The organism is Streptomyces sp. NPDC040432 (assembly GCF_055595445.1).
In genome coordinates, this window is the sequence record NZ_JBVIVP010000003.1 from 682441 (window position 1) to 704115 (window position 21675).

The window sequence follows — 21675 nt, forward strand, 5'->3', positions numbered from 1 at the left end:
CGTCGCTGGTGGTGTTGCGCAGGGCTGTTCCGGGGATGATCCGGGGTCAGCATGTCAGGCGCCCGAGTCGTGGCGCGAATCACCTGCTCCGCCTCTTACGGTGTGGTTTCCGGCCGGTAGATTCAATGGTCTTCAACGGATCAAGTCTGAAACTTGTTCTACATTATCCGAGCGGTTACGCTCCGGCGAAAGTCGCAGGCAGAAGGGGGCCGAGAGTGACCGCTGAGGCCATCGTGACGAGCCCTTTCGCGGGTTCCGCCACCGACGGCGACCGCCCGCTCCGCATCGCGCTCCTCACCTACAAGGGGAACCCGTTCTGCGGCGGCCAGGGCGTCTACGTCCGGCACCTCTCGCGTGAGCTCGTCCGCCTCGGACACTCCGTCGAGGTCATCGGTTCGCAGCCCTACCCGGTGCTCGACACGGGCGCGACGCTCACCGAGCTGCCGAGCCTGGACCTGTACCGCAGCCCCGACCCGTTCCGGACGCCGAAGCGCGGCGAGTACCGGGACTGGATCGACGCCCTCGAAGTCGCCACGATGTGGACGGGTGGCTTCCCCGAGCCGCTGACGTTCTCGTTGCGCGCCCGGCGCCATCTGCGCGGGCGGGCAGGCGAGTTCGACGTCATCCATGACAACCAGACCCTCGGCTACGGGCTGCTCGGCGATCTCGGCGCCCCCCTCGTGACGACGGTCCACCACCCCATCACCGTCGACCGGCGGCTGGACATCGACGCCGCCAAGGACTTCAAGAAGCGGCTCTCCGTCCGGCGTTGGTACGGCTTCACGCGCATGCAGGGCCGCGTCGCCCGCAGGCTGCCGTCCGTGGTGACGGTCTCGGGCTCCTCCCAGCAGGAGATCGCGGAGCACCTCGGCGTCCGCGACGACCGCATCCACGTCGTCCACATCGGGGCCGACACCGACCTGTGGTCGCCCGACCCGTCCGTGACCGAGGTGCCCGGCAGGATCGTGACGACCTCCAGCGCCGACGTTCCCCTCAAGGGGCTCGTCCACCTCGTCGAGGCCCTCGCCAAGCTCCGTACCGAGCGGCCCGACGCGCACCTCGTCGTCGTCGGCAAGCGCGCCGAGAGCGGACCCGTCGCCCGCGCGATCGAGACGTACGGGCTCCAGGACGCGGTGCGCTTCGTCAAGGGCATCACCGACGCCGAGCTCGTCGACCTCGTGCGCGGCGCCCAGGTCGCCTGCGTGCCCTCCCTCTACGAGGGCTTCTCGCTTCCCGCGGCCGAGGCCATGGCCACCGGCACCCCGCTGGTCGCCACGACCGGCGGGGCCATCCCCGAGGTGACGGGCGCCGGCGGGGAGACCTGTCTGGCCGTGCCGCCCGGCGACGCGGGGGCACTGGCCTCCGCGCTGGGCCGGATGTTGGGCGACGCCGCCCTCCGCGAGCGTCTCGGAGCGGCCGGACGGGAACGGGTGTTGTCCCGCTTCACCTGGGCGAAGGCCGCCGAGGGCACCGTCGCGCACTACCGCGCCGCCATCGCGCGGGCGACCATCGCACAGGCCGGTACCGACCCGACGGGCATCGACCCGACCGGGGCGACCCACCGGCCGCGCTGACCTTCGACCGCCACCGCAGCTTCATGAGCCATCCCCTCCACCCCCGCGACAGCGAAGGCAGGACCCCGTGCTGACCGTCGATTTCTCCCGGTTCCCGCTCGCCGCAGGCGACCGTGTGCTCGATCTGGGCTGTGGCGCCGGCCGCCACGCCTTCGAGTGCTACCGGAGAGGCGCCCAGGTGGTCGCCGTCGACCGCAACGGCGAGGAGATCCGCGAGGTCGCCAAGTGGTTCGCCGCGATGAAGGAGGCCGGTGAGGCCCCCGCGGGCGCCACCGCCACCGCGATGGAGGGCGACGCCCTCGCGCTGCCGTTCCCCGACGACTCCTTCGACGTCGTGATCATCTCCGAGGTGATGGAGCACATCCCCGACGACAAGGGCGTCCTCGCCGAGATGGTCCGCGTCCTGAAGCCCGGCGGTCGCATCGCGATCACCGTGCCGCGCTACGGCCCGGAGAAGATCTGCTGGGCGCTCTCCGATGCCTACCACGAGGTCGAGGGCGGCCACATCCGCATATACAAGGCGGACGAGCTGCTCGGCAAGATGGAGGCCGCGGGCCTGGAGCCGTACGGCACCCACCACGCGCACGGCCTGCACTCCCCGTACTGGTGGCTCAAGTGCGCCTTCGGCGTGGACAACGACAAGGCGCTGCCGGTCAAGGCGTACCACAAGCTCCTGGTCTGGGACATCATGAAGAAGCCCCTCGCGACCCGCCTCGCCGAGCAGGCGCTGAACCCGGTGATCGGCAAGAGCTTCGTGGCCTACGCGACGAAGCCGCACCTGCCCGTCGGCGCCACGCGGTGACCGCGCCCCGCCGCACCGCGCCCGAACACCTCGTCCTCGACGGCGTACTGACCGCCGAGGAGGCCGCCCTGACGGTGGAGGGCATCCTCGCCGCGCAACGACCGGACGGGGCCATACCGTGGTTCCGGGGCCACCACCTCGACCCGTGGGACCACACCGAGGCCGCGATGGCCCTGGACGCGGCGGGCGAGCACGGGGCCGCGGAACGGGCGTACGACTGGCTGGCCCGGCACCAGAACCACGACGGTTCCTGGTACGCGGCCTACACCGACCGGCCCGAGGGCGTCGACACCGCCGAACCGCAGGACGCGAGCCGCGAGTCCAACTTCGTCGCGTACCTGGCCGTCGGCGTCTGGCACCACTACCTGGCCACCGGTGACGACCGGTTCCTGGACCGGATGTGGCCGGCGGTCTTCGCCGCGGTGGAGTTCGTCCTGGCCCTCCAGCAGCCCGGTGGGGAGATCGGCTGGAAGCGGGAGGCCGACGGCGTCCCGGTGACGGACGCCCTGCTGACGGGTTCCTCGTCCATCCACCAGGCCCTGCGCTGCGCGCTGGCGATCGCCGACCACCGGGGGGACCCGCAGCCCGACTGGGAGCTGGCGACCGGTGCGCTGGGCCACGCGATACGCAGGCACCCGGAGCGGTTCCTCGACAAGTCGCACTACTCGATGGACTGGTACTACCCGGTGCTGGGCGGCGCGCTGTCCGGTGCGGAGGCGAAGGCACGGATCGACGCGCGGTGGGACGAGTTCGTCGTCCCCGACCTCGGGGTCCGCTGCGTGCTGCCCAACCCGTGGGTGACCGGCGGGGAGTCCTGCGAACTGGCGCTGTCCCTCTGGGCGATGGGGGAGTCGGACCGGGCGCTGGAGATCCTGCGCTCGATCGGGCACCTGCGCGCCGACAACGGCATGTACTGGACGGGTTACGTGTTCCAGGACCGGGCCGTCTGGCCGGTGGAGCAGACGACGTGGACGGCGGGGTCGCTGTTGCTGGCCGTCGCCGCGCTCGGCGGGGACGGCGCCACGGGCGAGGTCTTCGGCGGGCTCACGCTCCCGGTGGGCCTGGAGCCGGACTGCTGCCGGGACTGAACCGGTACGCACGCCGAACCGGAACGACCCTGCCCGCCCCGCCGTGCCGCGGGTCCCGCGCGGTCGTTCCGGCTCGGCGTGCGGGGTCGGCGGGACCGACCCCCACGGGCCTGCGGGCGGGATGGGCCGCGCGGGCTTCCCCGGGCCGCGGTCAGCGGCGCGCCACCCAGCCGGCGATGGCGTGTCCGACGACGACGTAGACGACTGCGGCCAGGCCGTAGCCGACGATGACGCGTGCCGTCTCCCCGTCGATGGTGAACAGGTCTCGGGACCAGCTCGTCAGCCAGTCGGCGATGTCGTGGACGAGGGCGACCAGGCTGTTGGCCTGGTTGGCGTCCAGCAGCCACAACACGATCCACAGGACGATGAGGAAGGCGGCCACGTCCGCGACGAGGGCGATGGCCCGGGCGGGGCCGGCGCTGCGGGCTGCTCCGCGCGAGTGTGCTCTGGTGAGTGGGGACATGACACGCGTGTTGCCGCAGGCGCGCGACCCAAACCCGAACGGGTCGCCCAAGTGGCGCAGCCCCACGGCCGGGGTGAGGCTGCGGGGGACACCCCCGTCCCCGGAGGAAACCGTGTCCGTACTCGTACCCAGTACCGTCCGATTCCGCCGCACCCTCACCGCGGTGATCCTGTCCTGTGCCCTGTTGGGCGGTGCGACCGCCTGCGGCGGCGGCAGCGGCGACAGCGCGCGGCAACCCGAGCTGTCGTCCGCGGCGGCGGCCGAGCTCGCCGTCCTCGCGGCGGCGGAACCGGCGGCCGCGGAGGCCGATGAGCTGGCCGCGGCGACGCCGACGCCCACCACGCCCGCGGAGAAGCAGAAGTTCGCCAAGACGCGCTTCGTCGCCAACGCCGGGCTCGCGGCCGGCGCGACGTACCAGTGGATCATCAAGCCGTACCAGGCCGGCAAGTTCAAGAAGGGCGCCTCGGGCCGCACCTTCGCGCTGATCAAGGCCGGCCTCGCGGGCGCCTTCGCCTACAACCGGCTGAAGGCGGCGGCCGACAACGCCAAGGGCGACCCGCTGCTGTCTAAGGCGATGGGCCCGCTGACGGCGGGCATCGAGTCGCTGAAGGGCCTCGGAACCAAGCTCCGCAAGGGCCAGGCCGGTGACGCCGACATCAGCTCCTTCCAGGACGTCATCGACGGGGTGAAGAACGCGGGCCGGAGCGCCGGCGCCCCGGTGAAGGACCAGGTGCCGAGCCTGTCGCAGCTCGGCGGGTAGCAGCGGCTCCCGCGCGGGCGGGCCGGACGGGGCCGGTGGGCCGCCGTCCGGCCCGCCCGCGTTCCCGGGCTGTTTCAATGGTCGGCGTGATCGAATTCGTGGTGTTGGCCGCAGTGGCCGCCGGAACCGGCTGGCTCGTCCGCCGCAAGCACCGGACGCGCCTGGCCGCGGCCAAGCCGGCGGGCATCCCGTGCATGGCCCGGCACCCGGCCGGTGAGGGCCGCTGGCGCATGGGCCGGGTGTACGCGGGCCAGGGCGAGGTGCTCCGCTGGGAGCCCCGGCGCGGCTCCGCCGTGCACCTGTCGGGGGCCCGCGCGACCGGCGTACGGGTGCCGACCGTGCGGGAGGGCATCTCCATCAACCCGGGCTCGCGGATCGTGGCCTGCGCCCTCCAGGACGGCGGCGCGATCGAGATCGCCGTGATGCCGTTGGACGTGCGGGAGCTGCTGGACGCCGTTCCGGAGCGGACCGGTCCCGAGTAGGGGCGGTCGTGTACCCGGTGGTCGGGCGCTCGGCCACCGGGGGCACGTCCCGCGTCCGCTCAGCCGTTGAGTTCCGCCAGGACGCGCAGGGTGTGCGGGTCCGGGGCGGTGACGAGCAGGTCGGTGACGGGACCCTTGCGCCACAGGTCCAGGCGCTCCGCGATCCGTTCGCGGGGTCCCACGAGCGAGATCTCGTCGGCGAAGGCGTCCGGGACGGCGAGGACGGCCTCCTCCTTGCGGCCGGCGAGGAACAGCTCCTGGATGCGCCGGGCCTCCTCCTCGTAGCCCATCCGCGCCATGAGGTCGGCGTGGAAGTTGCGGGCCGCGTGCCCCATGCCGCCGATGTAGAAGCCGAGCATCGCCTTGACCGGCAGCAGGCCCTCGGTGACGTCGTCGCAGACCTTGGCCCGGGCCATCGGGGCGATCATGAAGTTCTCGGGCAGGTCGCCGAGGGAGGCCTGGTAGACGTCGGTGCGGGTGGGGGACCAGTAGAGGGGCAGCCAGCCGTCGGCGATCCGGGTGGTCTGGGCGATGTTCTTGGGGCCCTCGGCGCCGAGCAGCAGTGGCAGGTCCGCGCGCAGCGGGTGGGTGATCGGCTTGAGGGGTTTGCCGAGGCCGGTGCCGTCGGTGCCCCGGTACGGGTGGCCGTGGAAGCGGCCGTCCACCTCCACGGGTGCCTCGCGGCGCAGCACCTGGCGGATGACGTCGACGTACTCGCGGGTGGCGGTGAGCGGGCTCGACGGGAACGGTCGGCCGTACCAGCCCTCCACCACCTGGGGTCCGGACAGCCCGAGGCCGAGCATCATCCGGCCGCCGGACAGGTGGTCCAGGGTGAGGGCGTGCATGGCGGTGGCGGTCGGGGTGCGGGCGGCCATCTGCGCGATCGCGGTGCCCAGCCGGATCCGGGAGGTGTGCGCGGCGATCCAGGTGAGCGGGGTGAAGGCGTCGGAGCCCCAGGCTTCGGCGGTCCACACGGAGTCGTAGCCGAGGCGTTCGGCCTCGACGGCGAGGTCGAGGTGGGCGGGCGAGGGCCCGCGGCCCCAGTACCCGAGTGCGAGTCCGAGCCGCATGGAGGTCCCCTCACCAGTGTCTGACGATGCGTCAGGTGACTGTAGGGCAACGGCCCCCCGCCCGGAAGGGCGGGGGGCCGTCAGGGCGCTCCCGGCGGGCCGGGATTCGCGCGTCAGCCGCGCTGGATGCCCGAGGTGTCGTTCAGGACGCCGCGGCGTCCGTCCTGGGTCTGGGCGATCAGCGTGGCGGGGCCGCGCTGGTCGACGGCCAGGTACCAGGTGCCGGGCGCGAGCTCGGCGATCGGGGTGGGGGAGCCGTCCTCGCCGAAGAGGGGACGGGCCACCGGCACCGCGAACCAGAACGGGGTGAAGTCGGCCGCCGGGGTGGGGGCGGGGGCGGGGGTGGGCTGGTGGCCCGAGTGGTCCTGCGGGCCGGGCGCCGGGTTCGGCGTACCGCCGTAGGGCGGGGCGGGCTGCGGGGTGCTGCCGTACGGCTGGGGCTGCTGCCCGCCCGGGTAGCCGTATCCGGTGCCCGGCTGCTGCTGGCCGCCGTACGGCGGGACTGCGGCGGGCCGCGGCTCCGGTACGAGCTTCCCGGCGAGGGCGGGAATCTTGACCCCGGCGATCGCGACACCGGCCAGGACCAGGGTCGCCAGGAAGGCGATGATGCTGCCGGCCCCCAGGTCGGCGCCGGACGGGCTGGTGATCAGGGACCACAGCGAGGCCCAGGCCGCGGAGACGGCCAGTACGGTGCCCCACGCCGACAGCGGCAGGCCCGCGAGCTTGCGGCCCTCGGGCTGGAGGCGGGCGAGGACCAGCAGGCCGGCCGCGATGAAGCCGGTGAGGAAGATGGAGGGCAGGACCAGCCGGTAGACGTCGGTGTCCCAGGCGCTCGGGAGGTCCAGGCCGGTGGCGGAGTAGAAGTCGAGGAACGAGGCGATGAACAGCAGCACCGCTGCTCCGATCACCACGCCGTCGCCTCGTGTGAGGGAGCGGATGTTCACTTCTCAGGTGTCCTTCTCGGTCTCGGTCGTCTCGTGGTGCCGCGGTCGCAGATCAGGGCTGGAGCGGGGCGGGCGGCACCATGGTACGGAGGTTTTCCGTGACCGGGCTGACCGGGGCGGCGGGCCGCCCGGTGGGACTACCCGCCGAGGAACCCGACGATGCCGTCGGCGATGCCCTGCGCCGCCTTCTGCCGCCACTCCGGACTCGCCAGCAGCGCAGCGTCCTTGCTGTCACGCATGTTGCCGCATTCGATGAACACCTTGGGCCGGGTCGAGAGGTTCAGTCCGCCCAGATCGTCACGGACCACCAAACCGGTACCGGATCCGAGGTAGTTGGCGGGCCCCGAGCCGGTGGTCCGGGCGAAGTTGCCGGCGATGCGCTCGCCGAGCGTGCGCGAGGGTCCGACGATCTTCGAGGTGTCCGCGGAGCCGCCGCGGACGTTGGCCGGGAGGATGACGTGGTAGCCGCGACTGCCCTCGGAGACCCCGTCGGCGTGGATCGAGATGACCGCGTCGGCCTTGGCCTCGTTGCCGATGCGGGCCCGCTCGTCGATGCAGGGGCCCCACGGGCGCTCCGGGCCGGCCTCGTGGGTGAGCAGCACCTTCACTCCGCGGGCCTCCAGTGCCGTCCGCAGTCGGCGCGACACGTCCATCGTGAACTCGGCTTCCATGTAGCCGGAGTTGGTGGTGGTGCCGGTCGTGTCGCACTCCTTGCGGTTCGTGCCGATGTCGACCTGCCGGTTGATCTCACGCGTGTGCTTGAAGTTGCCCGTGTTGTGTCCGGGGTCGATGACCACGGTCCGGCCCGCGAGCGGGTCGGGCGTGCCCGCGGAGCCGGAGGCGACGGGCGGGCCCGAGGGGAGGGCCGGGCCCGACGCGGCCGGGGCGGCGGGCGCGGTGGCCGTGGCGCTCGTGGTGGCGCCGGCCTTGCCGTCACCGCCGCCGGGGGAGGCGTGCGAGGCGGGTTGCGGCGCCACCGCGGCCCGGGAGCCGCCGGGGCCCGGTCCCACCAGCGTCTGGGTCAGCACCCAGCCGGCCAGGCAGGTCGGCGCGAGCACCGCCGCCGCGACGACGAGGGTGGAACGACGGGTGTACCAGGGCCGGTCCGGGCTGATCGAGGAGCCGGACTCGGGGGACGGGGAGCTGTTGTCGTAGCGCACCTCGCGATGCTAGAACGCCCGGCCGTCGCCCGGAGGGACCGTCCGCCATTCGAGGGCGCGGTGCGCTTATCGGTTATTCGCCGGGTGCTGCGAGGTCCGGCAGGCTGCCCGTTCCCGTGCGGCGCAGCACGCGCAGCGAGTCCGTGACGGAGACCTCCTCGAAGGCGCCCGAGGCCAGGGCCCGCAGGTAGATGCGGTACGGGGCCTGGCCGCCGTCGGCCGGGTCCGGGAACACGTCGTGGATGACGAGCGTGCCGCCCTCGGCGACGTGCGGTGCCCAGCCCTCGTAGTCGCCCGTCGCGTGCTCGTCGGTGTGGCCGCCGTCGATGAAGACGAGTCCGAGCCTGCCGCCCCAGGCTGCCGCGACCTGCGGGGAGCGGCCGACGATCGCGATCACGTGGTCCTCCAGCCCGGCCTTGTGCAGGGTCCGGCGGAAGGTCGGCAGGGTGTCCATCAACCCGACCTCGGGGTCCACCACCGTCGGGTCGTGGTACTCCCAGCCCGGCTGCTGCTCCTCGCTGCCCCGGTGGTGGTCGACGGTGATCGCCGCCACGCCGGCCTCGCGGGCGGCGTCGGCGAGCAGGATGGTGGAGCGACCGCAGTACGTCCCGACCTCCAGCAGCGGCAGCCCGAGCGCCGCCGCCGCGGTGGCGGCCTCGTACAGGGCGAGGCCCTCCCGAACGGGCATGAACCCCTTCGCGGCCTCGAAGGCGGCGAGGGTCTCCGGCTTGGGGGTGGCCATGTCGTTCCTCCTGAGCTGCGGGTGAGTGGCGGCCCATGCTGCCTTACCCGCCGGTAGGGCGCCATGGCCGGGGTGGGCGTCGCGCCCCGACGGCGTCGCGGGCCGCCGGAGCCGGTACCGGAGGTCCGCGCGCCGCCCGCCGTTCAGCGCCCGAACAGGCGGGACAGCGTGACGGCCGCCCCGCCGGAGCCCTCGGCCCGCCGCTGCTCGCGCAGGGCCCGGCGCAACTCCCACCGGGTGTCGGAGACCTCGTCGGACAGCTCCTGTCTCCCGCTGAGGAACGGCAGCCGCCGCAGCAGCAGGTTCATGTGCGCGAGGGCGCTCGCGGGATCGCCCGCTTCCCCGATGGCACGCAGTACCCGGTGGGCCACCTCCGGATCGCCGTGTTCGGCGAGTTCGGCGAGGTCCGGGAACAGTCGCCAGTACAGGAGGGCCGCACCGGCGATGTCGCCGACGAGCCAGGCGTCGTGCGCGAGCCTGCGCCGTACGTCCAGCAGTACGGGACTGTCGGCGGTCAGGGCCCATTCCAGGTCGGGCAGCAGCGGTCCCAGCCAGGCGCGTTCGTTGAGCGCGCGTTCCCGGCTGCGGTCCTCCCACTGGCGGTCACGCGGCAGGGCGCCCCGGTGCATGGCCGACGCGAGGTGGTAGCGGGCCGTCAGGGTGACGAGGTCGTGCGGGCCGAGCACCCGGGCCGCCCGCTCGATGATCTCGCGCAGCTCCGCCTCGTGCCGGCGGCCGTCCCCCGACCCGAAGGCCGCCGCCTCACCGATCCAGGCGGCGCGCGCGGTGATCGTGTCAGGGTGGTCGGCTCCCAGGACCCGCAGCATGCGAGGCAGGACGCGTTCCACGCCGGCCGTCCTGTCGCTCCCGGCCAGGCGCATCGCGCAGTGGTAGGCGGCCCGTACGGTCAGCGGGTCCTGGGCGCCGAGCTCCTCGGTCAGGTCGGCCCTCAGCGCCTCCATCCGCTTGAGCGTGTGGGCGGGCTCCTCCTCCAGCAGCAGGGTCAGCCTGTGCTCCAGCATCGTGCGGACCGGGTCCCCGGCAGCGGTGTGCACGGTCGGGGAGTAGGCCGGCGGGGGCGGGTAGGACGCGACCGCGCCCCGCGGATCGTGCCCCGGCGCCCGGGACTTCACCTCCGCGGCGATCCCCTCCAGGCGCCGCACCACCTCCTGGGCCGTCGCGGGTCGGTCCCCCGGGTCCTTGGCGAGGAGATCGCCCACGAGGGTGTCGAGCGCGACCGGCAGTTCCTCCCGTACGGAACGGGGCAGGGTCGGCTCGGTCATGAGGTGCTGGGCGAGCAGCTCGTGCACCTCGCCCCCGGGGAACGGCAGTCTGCCTGTGAGCAGTTGCATCAGTACGCAGCCGAGGGCGTAGAGGTCGGCCCGCCCGTCGACGGGCACCCCGGTCGAGCCGCCCGTCCAGCGTTCCGGAGCCATGTACGGGAACGAGCCGATGATCATGCCGGTGGCGGTCAGGTCCGTGGTGGGCGAGCCGTGGGACTTGGCGATCCCGAAGTCGAGGACCTTGGTCACCCCGGTGTCGGTGACCATCACATTGCCCGGTTTCACGTCCCGGTGGACGATCCCGGCGTCGTGCGCGGCCCCGAGCGCGTCCGCGATCCGCGTGGTCCACTCCAGGGCGTCCGCGAGCGGTGGCACCTCGGCGTCGAGGACCTGGGCGAGGCTGCGGCCCTGAAGGAGTTCCATCACGAGGAACACCGCGTCACGGCCGCCGTGTTCGGTGCGGCCGAAGTCGTGGATGGTGGCGATGTTCGGGTGGGCGAGGTTCCCGGCGAGGCTGGCCTCGCGCTCGAACCTGCGCGTGTCCTCGGGCGTCGCCGGGAAGCCGATCTTCACGGCGACCCGGCGGCCCACCCGCTCGTCCTTGGCCCGCCAGACCTCACCGAAACCGCCCCTGCCGAGCAACTCGGCGAGCTCGTAGCGGTTCTCGATCGTCGCGCCCACGTTCGCGGCCCCCCACTCCTTGATCCACTTGCCCGCAGGCATTATCCCCGAGGGTCGGCGGGCGGTAGGCGCCCGCTCACCGCCGGTGAGGCCCCTGCGGAAACCGTCGCCCGTGCCGGTCGCGGCGACGCCCCCCTCGCCTGCGCGGTGTGACCTGCATCACAACCTGTCACAGTCGTCGGGGTCGTGGTGTCTCAAGGGCGTACCCCGGACGCGGAGCCCGGGGACGGACCCCCGAGAGACGGAGCGGACACCATGACCGAGAACACCGAGGTCGTCGTGATCGGCGGAGGCTACGCCGGTGTGATGGCGGCCAACCGCCTGACGCGGCGGGGCGACGTGACCGTGACGCTGATCAACCCGCGGCCGGACTTCGTCCACCGGATCCGTCTGCACCAGCTGGTTGCCGGGACCGGCGACGCGGTCGTCCCGTACCGGGAGGTCCTGGCCGGGGGCGTCCGGCTGGTCGTCGACAGCGTGACGCGGATCGACGCGGACGGACGCGGCGTCGCCCTGGCCGGCGGCGGCACCGTCGGCTACGACTACCTGGTCTACGCGGTGGGCAGCGGCAGCGCCGACCCGACCGTGCCCGGCGCGGCCGAATTCGCGCACCCGATCGCCACCCTGGAGGACGCGCAGCGGCTGCGACCGCTCCTCGACGCCGCGTCCGACGGGGCCGGGGTCACGGTCGTCGGCGCCGGACCCACGGGCATCGAGACGGCCGCGGAGCTGGCCGGGGCGGGCCGCGCCGTGACCCTGATCTGCGGCGGGGTGCTCGGCCCGTACCTGCACGCGCGCGGTCGCCGTTCGGTCGCCAAGCGGCTCGCCGCGCTCGGGGTGATCGTGCTCGAAGGCCCGGACACGGTGGTGACGGCCGTGACGGCCGGGGCCGTGCGGCTGCGCGACGGCCGTGAGGTGCCGGGCGCGGTGACCGTCTGGACGGCCGGCTTCGGGGTGCCGGAGCTGGCGGCGCGCAGCGGGCTCCGCACCGACACCTTGGGGCGCCTGCTCACCGACGAGACCCTGACGAGCCTGGACGACGACCGCATCGTCGCGGCCGGGGACTCCGCGGCCCCGTCGAACCTGCCGCCGCGGATGAGCTGCCAGGCCGCGATGCCGCTGGGCGCCCGGGCCGCCGACACGGTGCTCAGCCGGATCGGGGGCGAGCGGCCCGAGACGCTCAACCAGCCCTTCGGCGCCCAGTGCATCAGCCTCGGCCGTGACGAGGGCATCTTCCAGTTCGCCCGCAACGACGTCGCCATCTGGTTCCACGTCGACGGCGGTCTCGGAGCGCGGATGAAGGAGTCCGTGTGCAAGGGAGTCGTCCACCACCTGGCCGGTGAGGCGAACAAGCCCGGTTCGTACAAGTTGCACCGTGTTTCGGGAGCCACCAAGCGCCGGCAGCAGTTGACATCCATGCAGGGGCGCGAGGCGGCCGCGACCGCCGAACGGGCAGTCTAGGAAGCCGACAAGAACCTGGGGGACCTCGCCATGGACGAACGCACTACGGCCGTCGACGATCGGGGGACGGCCGCGGCCGGGGAGGGTACGGGCCCGCGCGGGCACGTCCCGCCGCCGGCGACCGAGACGTTCGTCGCCCACCGCAACCTGCTCTTCACCGTCGCCTACGAGATGCTCGGATCGGCGGCCGACGCCGAGGACGTCCTCCAGGAGACCTGGCTGCGGTGGATCGAGGTCGATCCGGCGGAGGTCCGCGACCATCGTTCCTACCTGGTGCGGATGACGACCCGGCAGGCCCTCAACCGGCTGCGCGCGATGAGCCGCCGCAAGGAGGCGTACGTCGGGTCCTGGCTGCCGGAGCCGCTGCTGACGGTGCCCGACGTGGCCGAGGACGTCGAGCTCGCCGAAAGCGTGTCGATGGCGATGCTGCTGGTCATGGAGACCCTGTCGCCGACGGAGCGGGCCGTCTTCGTGCTGCGCGAGGCCTTCGGTGTCGGCTTCGAGGAGATCGCCGCCGCCGTCGACAAGAGCCCGGCGGCCGTCCGTCAGATCGCGCACCGGGCCCGCCGGCACGTCGACGCCCGCCGCCCCCGTGCGACGGTCTCCCGGGGGCGGGCCCGGGCGGCCGTGGAGTCGTTCCGGCGCGCGCTCGAAACGGGCGACCTGCAAGGACTCATGGACGTACTGGCGCCCGAGGCCGTGCTCGTGGCCGACGGCGGTGGCGTCAAGCAGGCGAGTCCGCGACCGATCAACGGCGCCGACAAGGTGGCGCGCCTCATCACGGGCGGCATCGCCAAGAAGGGGATCACGCTCACCGCCGCCCCCGCCGTGGTCAACGGAAGCGCGGCGCTCGTCCTACGGATCGACGGCGAGTTCGACGGCGTCCTGTCGTTCCGCTTCGACGGTGACCGCATCGCCGACCTGTACTACGTCCGCAACCCGGAGAAGCTGACGCGCGTCGCGTCCGAGACCCCGCTCAGCAGGAGCTGAGCGGGGCGGCCCGGGGCCCGGGGCCACGGACCGGGCCCCGGGCGAGGAGAACACGTTCTCGTTCTGACCTTCCGTCAGAATGGAACGTGTTCTAGCCTGCCGCGCATGGGCATCGGAATCACTGGGGAACAACGGGAGCTGGCCGCCGCCGTACGCGGCTGGGTCGCACGGGCCGTGCCGCCCGAGGAGGTGCGCAAGCTGCTCGACACCCCGCCGCGGTCCGGGGAGCGGCCCGCCTACTGGGACGGCCTGGCGGAGGCCGGACTGCTGGCGCCCCACCTGGAGGGCGGGACGCTGCTGGACCTGGCCGTCGTGGTGGAGGAGGCCGCCCGGGCCGCGCTGCCCGGGGCGTTCCTGCCGAGCGCGCTGGCCTCCGTACTCCTGGACCGGGCCGGGGCCGGTCCGCTCGACGGCCGGGTCGGGGCGGTCGCCCTCGGGCCCGGCGACCTCACCGCCGTCGCCGTCGAGGGCGGCGGTCACCGGCTGGAGGGGGTCGCGCCGCCCGTGCTCGGCGCCGGGGAGGCCGAGCTCCTCCTCCTCGCCGCCCGGACCGGCGACACGACGTGCTGGTTCGCGGTGGACGCCGCCGCTCTGGACATCCGTAACCACGAGAGCGCCGACCCGACCCGCCCCACCGCCGAGGTGCGGGCCCACGCGGTCACGGTGCCGCCGGACCGGCTGCTGGAGTTGGACACCGACCTCGTCACCGACCTGGCCCGCGCCCTGTTCGCCGCCGACGCCTGCGGCACCGCCGCCTGGGCGGTGCACACGGCCGCCGAGTACGCGAAGGTGCGTGAACAGTTCGGCCGGCCCATCGGCCGGTTCCAGGGCGTCAAGCACCTGTGCGCCGACATGCTCGTCCGCCTCGAACAGGCCCGCGCCCTCGCCTGGGACGCCGTGAACTGCGCGGACGAACCCGACGGGGACCCCGCGGTCCGCTCGCTCGTCGCCGCCCTCGCCGCCGGGACCGCCCTCGACGCCGCCTGGTCCTGCGCCAAGGACTGCATCCAGGTCCTCGGCGGGATCGGCTTCACCTGGGAACACGACGCCCACATCCACCTGCGCCGGGCGCTCGTGGCCCGCCAGCTCCTCGGCCCCGGCGACGGACACCGGCTGAGCGCCGTGCGCCACGCCGCCGCCGGCGCCCGGCGCGAACTGCGCCTGGAACTCCCCGCCGAGGCCGAGACCCACCGGGCGACCGCCCGGACCGCCATCGGCGCGGCCCGCGGCCTCGACCCGGCCGCGGCCCGCCGGACGCTGGCACCCACCGGCTACGCGGCCCCCTACCTGCCGCCGCCGTACGGGCTCGGCGCCGGACCCGTCCAACAGCTCGTCGTCCAACAGGAACTGGCCGGGGCCGGGATCCGCCTCTCCGACCTCGGGATCGCCACCTGGGTCGTGCCCTCGCTGCTCGCCTACGGCACGGACGCGCAACGCGAGGCGTACGTCCTGCCCACCCTGCGCGGTGACACGACCTGGTGCCAACTGTTCTCCGAGCCGGGCGCCGGCTCCGACCTGGCCTCGCTGCGGACCCGCGCGGAACGCACCGCGACGGGCACCTGGCGGATCAACGGGCAGAAGGTCTGGACGAGTTCCGCGCACACCGCCGACTTCGGGATCCTGCTGGCCCGTACCGATCCGGACGCGCCGAAGCACAAGGGCCTCGGCTACTTCGTCGTCGACATGAAGAACACCCGCGGCATCGACGTCCGTCCGCTGAAGGAGATCACCGGCGAGGCCCTCTTCAACGAGGTCTGGTTCGACGACGCCGAACTCCCCGCGGACGCCCTGGTCGGAGCCGCCGACGGCGGCTGGCAGGTCGCCCGCAACACCCTGGGCAACGAACGCGTCCACATGGCCGACCAGATGACCTTCGACACCGGCCTCGAAGCGCTGATCGCCGCCTCCACCGACCTCGACGGGGCCCACCGCGCGCGCATCGGCGCGCTGGCCGCCGAGGCGCACGCGCTCGCCTGCATCGGGCTGCGGACCACCCTCCAGCAGGTGTCCGGACTGGAGCCGGGCGCGGGCGCGTCCGTACGCAAACTCCTCCAGACCCCGCACCAGCAACGGACCGCCGAGCTCGCGCTCGAACTGCTGGGGCCGGCGGGCGCCGTCCGGGAGGGGGCGGGGGAGCGGGCCGTGCACGGAATGCTCATGTCCCGCTGCCTGACCATCGCCGGGGGCACCACCCAGGTCCAGCTCAACGTTGTCGCCGAGCGGATTCTCGGCCTCCCCAGGGACTGAAGGGACTGCACGGACATGAAGTCGTACATCGTGGGCGTCGGCATGACGAAGTTCGAGAAGCCGGAATCGCGGGACTGGCAGTACTGGGACATGGTCAAGGAGGCCGGGACCGCCGCGCTGACGGACGCCGGCGTGGACTACCGGCTCGTCGAGCAGGTGCCGGTCGGATACTGCTTCCAGGCCTCCACCGCCGGTCAACGGGCAGCGTACGAACTGGGGTTGAGCGGGGTCCCGGTCTACAACGTCAACAACAACTGCGCGACGGGATCGACGGCGCTGATGATGGCGCGACAGTTCGTGGAGGGCGGGATCAGCGACTGCGTCCTCGCGCTGGGCTTCGAGAAGATGAAGCGCGGCGCGCTCGGCGGCGGCGCCGACGGGGGCGACTTCAAGACGTCCCCGGTCGCCCGGCACTACGGGATCATGGCCGCCGCGCACGGCTTCGAGATGTCCCCGCCCACCGCGCAGATCTTCGGGAACGCGGCCCGCGAGCACATGGACCGGTACGGGACCACGCCCGAACAGCTCGCGGCGGTCGGCGCGAAGAACCACCGGCACTCCGCGAACAACCCGAACGCGCAGTTCCAGGACGTGTACACGGTCCCGGAGATCCTGGCCGCGAAGGAGATCCACGCACCGCTGACCAAACTCCAGTGCTCGCCGACCTCGGACGGCGCGGCGGCCGCGCTGGTGGTCTCGGAACGCTTCCTCGTCCGGCACGGACTGCACGACAGGGCCGTGGAGATCGTCGGGCAGGCGATGACCACGGACACCGCGGCCAGTTTCGCCGGCTCGTGCATCGACGTCGTCGGCAAGCCCATGACGGCCGCCGCGGCCCGCCAGGTGTACGAGAGGTCCGGGCTCGGCATCGAGGACGTCGACGTGATCGAACTGCACGACTGCTTCTCCGTCAACGAACTCCTCACGTACGAGGCGCTCGGCATGTGCGCCGACGGGGCCTCCGGCAAGCTCGTCGAGAGCGGCGCCACCACCTACGGCGGTCGCTGGGTGGTCAACCCGTCGGGCGGCCTGATCTCCAAGGGCCACCCACTGGGGGCGACGGGGCTCGCGCAGGCGGCGGAGTTGGTGTGGCAACTGCGCGGCGAAGCCGGCCCGCGGCAGGTCCCCGGCGCGGGGGTGGGCCTCGCCCACAACATCGGGCTGGGCGGGGCCGCGGTGGTGACCATGCTGCGGAGGTAGCTCCGGGGCCCGCCGCGGCCGTCCCCGTCGTCCCGCGTGGCGCGCCCCGGGGAGCGGGCCGAGAATGGGAGGGCCGGACCGCGCCGCCCCGCGCCGTCGCCCGTACCGGGTGGGGGGACGGGGCGGACAGAGGTCGGGCCGGGTCGGGGGCTCCACTCCAGGGACCACAGGTGATGGCGCATGTGCCGATGGCTCGCGTACTCGGGAACGCCCTTGTTGCTCGACACCATCCTGTACAGACCCGCCCACTCGCTGATCGATCAGAGCCTGCACTCGAAGCTTGGTGTGGAGACGACGAACGGCGACGGCTTCGGGGTCGGGTGGTACACCGAGACGGAGGACAGCGAGACGCCCGCGATCCTGCGGGACATCGGGCCGGCGTGGAACAACCGGAACCTGCGGGAGATCTCGGACCACGTCCGTTCCCCGCTGTTCTTCGCGCACATCCGGGCATCGACCGGATCGGCCGTGCAACAGACGAACTCGCACCCCTTCCGGCACGGCCGCTGGATGTTCATGCACAACGGCGCCATCTCCGGCTTCCACCTCATGCGTCGCGAGCTCTGCATGCGCGTCGACCCGGCCCTGTTCGCCGAGATCGAGGGCACGACCGACTCCGAGGTGATGTTCTACCTGGCCCTCACCTTCGGCCTGGAGGATGACCCGCCCGCCGCCGTCGCCAGGATGGCCGGAGTGGTGGAGCGGGCGGGCCACGACCACGGTGTGGAGTTCCCCCTGCAGATGACGCTCGCCATCACCGACGGCGTGAGCGTCTGGGGATTCCGCTACTCCAGCGGCCACAGCTCCCGGTCGCTGTTCTACAGCAGCCGGGTCGATACGCTGCGCCGACTGCACCCCGACAAGGCGTTCCTGCGGGAAATCTCCGACGAGACCCGGCTGATCGTCTCCGAGCCGCTCGGTGACCTGCCGGGCGCGTGGAACCAGGTGCCGGAGAGCAGCTACGGCGTCGTACGGCCCGACGGCCGGGACGCGCTGTTCCCCTTCCGCCCGGAGCCGGCCTGACGCCCGCCCGGCCGGCTCACGGCCGGTCCAGGGCGGGGTCGATCACCGTCTCGCCCCGGGAGGCGCGGCGCAGGGCGTCCGCGAGGTCCTCGACGGGGCCGTCGCGCAGGACCAGACCGGCCGCGCCCGCCGCGAGGACCGCGTCGAGCAGGCCCGGCCTCGCCGAGCCGGTCAGGACCAGGACCCGGCATTCCGGATCGTCCGCCAGCAGCTCGGCCACCGCCGCCGGGCTCTCGACGAGGGCCACCGCCGGGCGGGCCGTCAGGTCCCGGACGACCTCGATGTCGGGCTGGAGGCCGAGGTGCACGGCCAGGGCCGGGTTCGCCGGGTGCAGCAGCACGCGCAGGGACCGGGCCGGGCGGTGCGCGGAGGGCATTTCTTCCACCCCGGAAGGGTAAGTCCAGGCCTTCGGGTCGATCGGCAACACGCCTGGCGGAAAGAGCATCTGACTGGAAGTCAGGACTCTTCCCAACTGCTGGGGTGTGCGTTATACATTCCCTCACCAGCCCTAGAACGCGTTCTAGAGCGCGGTCCGTCGGGCTGGTCCCGCATACGACCTCGGTGCGGCCGACGGTGCGGACGGCCGCACCGAGGTCTTCCAAGGCCCCACGGCCTCGGTTTCCAACGACAGGGAGCAGCAGCCTCATGCCGATCGATGCCGCCAGGGCCCTCGCCGCCGAACCCCGCCGGGGAGACATCGGCTGGGACCACAAGGACATCCAGCTCTACCACCTCGGACTCGGCGCGGGGCTCCCGGCCACCGACCCGGACGAGCTGCGCTACACCCTGGAGTCCAAGCTCCACGTCCTGCCCAGCTTCGCCACCGTCGCCGGCGCCGGCATGGCCATACTCGGCGGTCTCGCGGCACCCGGCATCGACGTGAACCTCGCCGCCGTCCTGCACGGCGGCCACTCCATCGAGCTCCACCGGCCGATCCCCGTCAAGGGGCGGGCCACCTCCACCTCCAAGGTCGCCGCTCTCCACGACAAGGGCAAGGCGGCCGTGATCGTGCTGCGCTCCGAGGTCGCGGACGCCGACGGGCCGCTGTGGACCAGCGACGCGCAGCTCTTCGTGCGCGGCGAGGGCGGCTTCGGCGGCGAGCGCGGTCCCTCCGTACGGGAGGAACTGCCCGAGCGCGCCCCCGACCGGGTCGAGGAACGACACATCCGGGAGGACCAGGCGCTGCTCTACCGGCTCTCCGGCGACTGGAACCCGCTGCACGCCGACCCCGAGTTCGCCAAGCTCGCGGGCTTCGACCAACCGATCCTGCACGGCTTGTGCTCGTACGGGATGACCCTCAAGGCGGTCGTGGACACCGCGCTCGGCGGCGACGTGTCCCGGGTCCGCGCCTACCGCACCCGCTTCGCCGGGATCGTGTTCCCCGGCGAGACGCTGCGCATCCGGATGTGGCAGGAGCCCGGCCGCGTCCTGATCTCCGTGACGGCGGTCGAACGGGACGACGCACCGGTCCTCGCCGACACCGTCGTCGAACACGCGTAACGCAGCAACGCAGTCGGACCGACAGAAGGAGCCGCACCGTGCGCGCAGCACTGCAGAGCGAGATCGGCCAGGACAAGCTGGAGGTCGTCGAGGACATGGAGGCCGTGGGCCTCGGTCCCGGCAAGGTGAAGATCCGCATCAGGGCCACCGGCCTGTGCCACTCCGACCTCTCCGCGATGAGCGGCGTCCTGCCGCAGCCCGCACCGTTCATCCCGGGCCACGAGGGCTCCGGCGTGATCGCCGACGTCGGTGACGGGGTCACCCACCTGAAGCAGGGCGACCGGGTCCTGGTCTGCTGGCTGCCGCCGTGCGGGCACTGTCCCTCCTGCAAGCGGGGACAGGGCCACCTGTGCCTGGAGAGCCTCGTCAACGCGGGCACCCCCAACTTCCGTCGGGCCGGCGGCGACATCTTCGGCTTCGCCGCGACGGGCACCTTCGCCGAGGAACTCGTCGTCGACGCCAAGTGCGCCGTGCCGATCCCCGACGACGTGCCCTTCGACATCGCCGCGCTCATCGGCTGCGGCGTCACCACCGGTCTCGGCGCGGCCATCAACACCGCCAAGGTCGAGGCCGGTTCCTCGGTCGCCGTCATCGGCTGCGGCGGCGTCGGCATCTCCGTCCTCCAGGGCGCCAAGGTGCAGGGCGCCGCGCAGATCATCGCCGTCGACCCGGTCGAGTCCCGACGCGAGGCCGCGCTGCGGTTCGGGGCGAGCGAGGCCGTGTCCCCGGACGCCTTCGACGACGCCAAGAACCGGATCACCGGCGGCGAGGGCTTCGACTACGTCTTCGAGGTGGTCGGCAAGTCCGCGACCGCGCAGACCGCCTACAGGATGACCCGGCGCGGCGGCAGCGTCGTCATCGTCGGAGCGGGAGCGCTCGACGACACGTTCCAGATCGACATGTTCTCGCTGTTCTTCGACGAGAAGAAGATCCTGCCCTCCATGTACGGGGGCGGCGACGTGCTCCGCTCCTACGAGCGGACCATCGCCCTGTGGCGGGCCGGTCGGGTGGACCTGGAGAGCCTGATCACCCACCGGGTGCAGCTCGCCGAGATCAACGACGCCCTCGACCAGATGCGCACCGGTGTGGCCCTGCGCACCTGCATCGAACTCTGACCCGTTTCGAGAGGAACCGTACGGATGTCACTGCCACTTGAGGGACTCTCCGCGATCGTCACCGGAGCCGGCCGCGGGCTCGGCCGGGCCGAGGCGGTCGAACTCGCCCGGCTGGGTGCGAGCGTGGTCGTCAACGACTTCGGGCAGAGCGGGCGGGACGGCTCCGGGGAGGCGTCCGCCGCTCCGGCGGAGGAGGTGGCCGAGGAGATCCGGGCCGCGGGCGGGCAGGCGGTGGCGCACCTCGGCGACGTGGCCGACTTCGAGCAGGCGCGGGAACTCGTCGGCCTGGCCGTCTCCCGCTTCGGCAAGCTCGACGTCCTGGTCAACAACGCGGGCATCCTGCGCGACCGGATGGTCTTCTCGATGTCGGAGGAGGAATGGGACTCGGTGATCCGGGTCCACCTCAAGGGCCACTTCAACACGACGCACTTCGCGTCCGCGCACTGGCGGGAACGCTCGAAGGCGGCGGGCGGCCCGGTGTACGGCCGGATCGTCAACACCTCCTCGGAGGCCTTCCTCGGCGGTTCGGCCGGTCAGCCGAACTACGCGGCGGCCAAGGGCGGCATCGTCGGCCTGACCACCTCCACCGCCCTGGCGCTGGCCAAGTACGGGGTGACGGCCAACGCCATCTGCCCGCGCGCCCGCACCCGGATGACCGAGGACGTCTTCGCGGGCTTCCAGGTCCCGGAGGAGGGCAAGTTGGACGCCCTGGCCCCCGAACACGTCGCCCCGCTGGTCGGCTACCTGGCCTCCCCGGCCTCGGCGCGGGCCAACGGGCAACTGTTCGTGGTGCACGGCGGGATCGTGGTGGTGATGGAACGCCCGCGGGTGGCCGCCAAGTTCGACACCACCAAGGAGGCCTTCTCCTACGAGGAACTCGACGAGGTCCTCACCCCGCACTACGGCTCCCGCCCGGCCGATGAGACCTTCGCGGCGACCGAGGTACTGGGCCTCAAGCACGACTGACCGCCACGGAGCGAGGCGGGGCGGCGGCCCGGGGCGGGGACCCCCGGGCCGCCGCCCCGCCGTGCCCGGTCAGGCTCCGCCGTGCCCGATCAAAGTCCACCATGCCCGATCCAACTTCGCAGTG

General features: G+C 72.8%; 20 protein-coding genes. 13 read left to right on the top strand and 7 right to left on the bottom strand.

What is annotated here, in order from left to right; translation table 11 throughout:
- Positions 1-215: 215 nt before the first annotated feature.
- The 3 genes from ACZ58N_RS10190 (at position 216) to ACZ58N_RS10200 (ending at position 3464) form a co-directional block, all read left to right on the top strand.
- Complete coding sequence (locus ACZ58N_RS10190; RefSeq protein ID WP_471157509.1) at positions 216-1574, top strand: glycosyltransferase family 4 protein; 1359 nt, start codon at positions 216-218, stop codon at positions 1572-1574.
- Between the two features lie 67 nt (positions 1575-1641).
- Positions 1642-2376 carry a class I SAM-dependent methyltransferase gene (locus tag ACZ58N_RS10195; protein WP_471157511.1) on the top strand — a complete coding sequence of 245 codons (735 nt, stop codon included), beginning with the start codon at positions 1642-1644 and terminating at the stop codon, positions 2374-2376.
- Positions 2373-3464, top strand: a complete 1092-nt coding sequence (locus ACZ58N_RS10200) for a prenyltransferase/squalene oxidase repeat-containing protein (RefSeq protein WP_471157512.1) — start codon at positions 2373-2375, stop codon at positions 3462-3464. The genes ACZ58N_RS10195 and ACZ58N_RS10200 overlap by 4 nt, the downstream gene beginning before the upstream one ends.
- Positions 3465-3615: 151 nt before the next feature.
- On the opposite strand, the gene ACZ58N_RS10205 is transcribed toward ACZ58N_RS10200, so the two are convergent.
- A complete protein-coding gene (locus ACZ58N_RS10205) occupies positions 3616-3927 on the bottom strand; it encodes a hypothetical protein (protein WP_471157513.1) in 312 nt (103 codons plus the stop codon).
- Between the two features lie 112 nt (positions 3928-4039).
- On the opposite strand from ACZ58N_RS10205, the gene ACZ58N_RS10210 reads away from it, so the two are divergent.
- Together ACZ58N_RS10210 and ACZ58N_RS10215 are read left to right on the top strand one after the other, a co-directional pair.
- Complete coding sequence (locus ACZ58N_RS10210) at positions 4040-4687, top strand: hypothetical protein (RefSeq protein WP_471157515.1); 648 nt, start codon at positions 4040-4042, stop codon at positions 4685-4687.
- 86 nt (positions 4688-4773) lie between these two features.
- Positions 4774-5169, top strand: coding sequence for a hypothetical protein (locus ACZ58N_RS10215; RefSeq protein ID WP_471157517.1), 396 nt, complete (start codon positions 4774-4776; stop codon positions 5167-5169).
- Positions 5170-5228: 59 nt separating this feature from the next.
- On the opposite strand, the gene ACZ58N_RS10220 is transcribed toward ACZ58N_RS10215, so the two are convergent.
- The 5 genes from ACZ58N_RS10220 to ACZ58N_RS10240 all read right to left on the bottom strand — a co-directional run bounded on the left by ACZ58N_RS10220 (position 5229) and on the right by ACZ58N_RS10240 (position 11091).
- Entirely contained in the window at positions 5229-6239 is a 1011-nt protein-coding gene (locus ACZ58N_RS10220) for an LLM class F420-dependent oxidoreductase (protein ID WP_471157518.1), read from the bottom strand.
- A 113-nt stretch (positions 6240-6352) separates the two neighbouring features.
- On the bottom strand, positions 6353-7183 hold the full coding sequence (locus ACZ58N_RS10225; protein ID WP_471157519.1) for a DUF5336 domain-containing protein: 831 nt from the start codon (positions 7181-7183) through the stop codon (positions 6353-6355).
- 137 nt (positions 7184-7320) lie between these two features.
- Positions 7321-8343, bottom strand: coding sequence for an N-acetylmuramoyl-L-alanine amidase (locus ACZ58N_RS10230; protein WP_471157521.1), 1023 nt, complete (start codon positions 8341-8343; stop codon positions 7321-7323).
- Positions 8344-8416: 73 nt separating this feature from the next.
- A complete protein-coding gene (locus ACZ58N_RS10235) occupies positions 8417-9085 on the bottom strand; it encodes a class I SAM-dependent methyltransferase (RefSeq protein WP_471157522.1) in 669 nt (222 codons plus the stop codon).
- 143 nt (positions 9086-9228) lie between these two features.
- Positions 9229-11091: a serine/threonine-protein kinase gene (locus ACZ58N_RS10240; protein WP_471157523.1), complete on the bottom strand. Its 1863-nt coding sequence runs from the start codon at positions 11089-11091 to the stop codon at positions 9229-9231.
- A 213-nt stretch (positions 11092-11304) separates the two neighbouring features.
- Between ACZ58N_RS10240 and ACZ58N_RS10245 the strand changes: the two genes are divergently transcribed.
- The 5 genes from ACZ58N_RS10245 (at position 11305) to ACZ58N_RS10265 (ending at position 17970) form a co-directional block, all read left to right on the top strand.
- Positions 11305-12510, top strand: coding sequence for an NAD(P)/FAD-dependent oxidoreductase (locus tag ACZ58N_RS10245; protein ID WP_471157525.1), 1206 nt, complete (start codon positions 11305-11307; stop codon positions 12508-12510).
- A 30-nt stretch (positions 12511-12540) separates the two neighbouring features.
- A complete protein-coding gene (locus tag ACZ58N_RS10250; RefSeq protein ID WP_471157527.1) occupies positions 12541-13500 on the top strand; it encodes an RNA polymerase sigma-70 factor in 960 nt (319 codons plus the stop codon).
- Positions 13501-13605: 105 nt separating this feature from the next.
- The gene (locus ACZ58N_RS10255) at positions 13606-15747 is read left to right on the top strand and encodes an acyl-CoA dehydrogenase (RefSeq protein ID WP_471157528.1); all 2142 of its coding nucleotides are present in this window, start codon (positions 13606-13608) and stop codon (positions 15745-15747) included.
- Between the two features lie 15 nt (positions 15748-15762).
- Complete coding sequence (locus ACZ58N_RS10260; protein WP_471157529.1) at positions 15763-16947, top strand: lipid-transfer protein; 1185 nt, start codon at positions 15763-15765, stop codon at positions 16945-16947.
- Positions 16948-17127: 180 nt separating this feature from the next.
- Positions 17128-17970 carry a class II glutamine amidotransferase gene (locus ACZ58N_RS10265; protein ID WP_471157531.1) on the top strand — a complete coding sequence of 281 codons (843 nt, stop codon included), beginning with the start codon at positions 17128-17130 and terminating at the stop codon, positions 17968-17970.
- Positions 17971-17986: 16 nt separating this feature from the next.
- On the opposite strand, the gene ACZ58N_RS10270 is transcribed toward ACZ58N_RS10265, so the two are convergent.
- On the bottom strand, positions 17987-18346 hold the full coding sequence (locus ACZ58N_RS10270) for a response regulator (RefSeq protein ID WP_471157589.1): 360 nt from the start codon (positions 18344-18346) through the stop codon (positions 17987-17989).
- 269 nt (positions 18347-18615) lie between these two features.
- On the opposite strand from ACZ58N_RS10270, the gene ACZ58N_RS10275 reads away from it, so the two are divergent.
- From ACZ58N_RS10275 to ACZ58N_RS10285, 3 genes are read left to right on the top strand one after another with little or no spacing between them, the layout of a single operon-like run.
- Complete coding sequence (locus tag ACZ58N_RS10275) at positions 18616-19470, top strand: MaoC/PaaZ C-terminal domain-containing protein (protein WP_471157532.1); 855 nt, start codon at positions 18616-18618, stop codon at positions 19468-19470.
- A 38-nt stretch (positions 19471-19508) separates the two neighbouring features.
- Entirely contained in the window at positions 19509-20585 is a 1077-nt protein-coding gene (locus ACZ58N_RS10280) for a Zn-dependent alcohol dehydrogenase (protein ID WP_471157533.1), read from the top strand.
- A gap of 24 nt (positions 20586-20609) precedes the next feature.
- Positions 20610-21551, top strand: a complete 942-nt coding sequence (locus ACZ58N_RS10285) for a 3-oxoacyl-ACP reductase (RefSeq protein WP_471157534.1) — start codon at positions 20610-20612, stop codon at positions 21549-21551.
- The last annotated feature ends 124 nt before the right edge of the window (positions 21552-21675 follow it).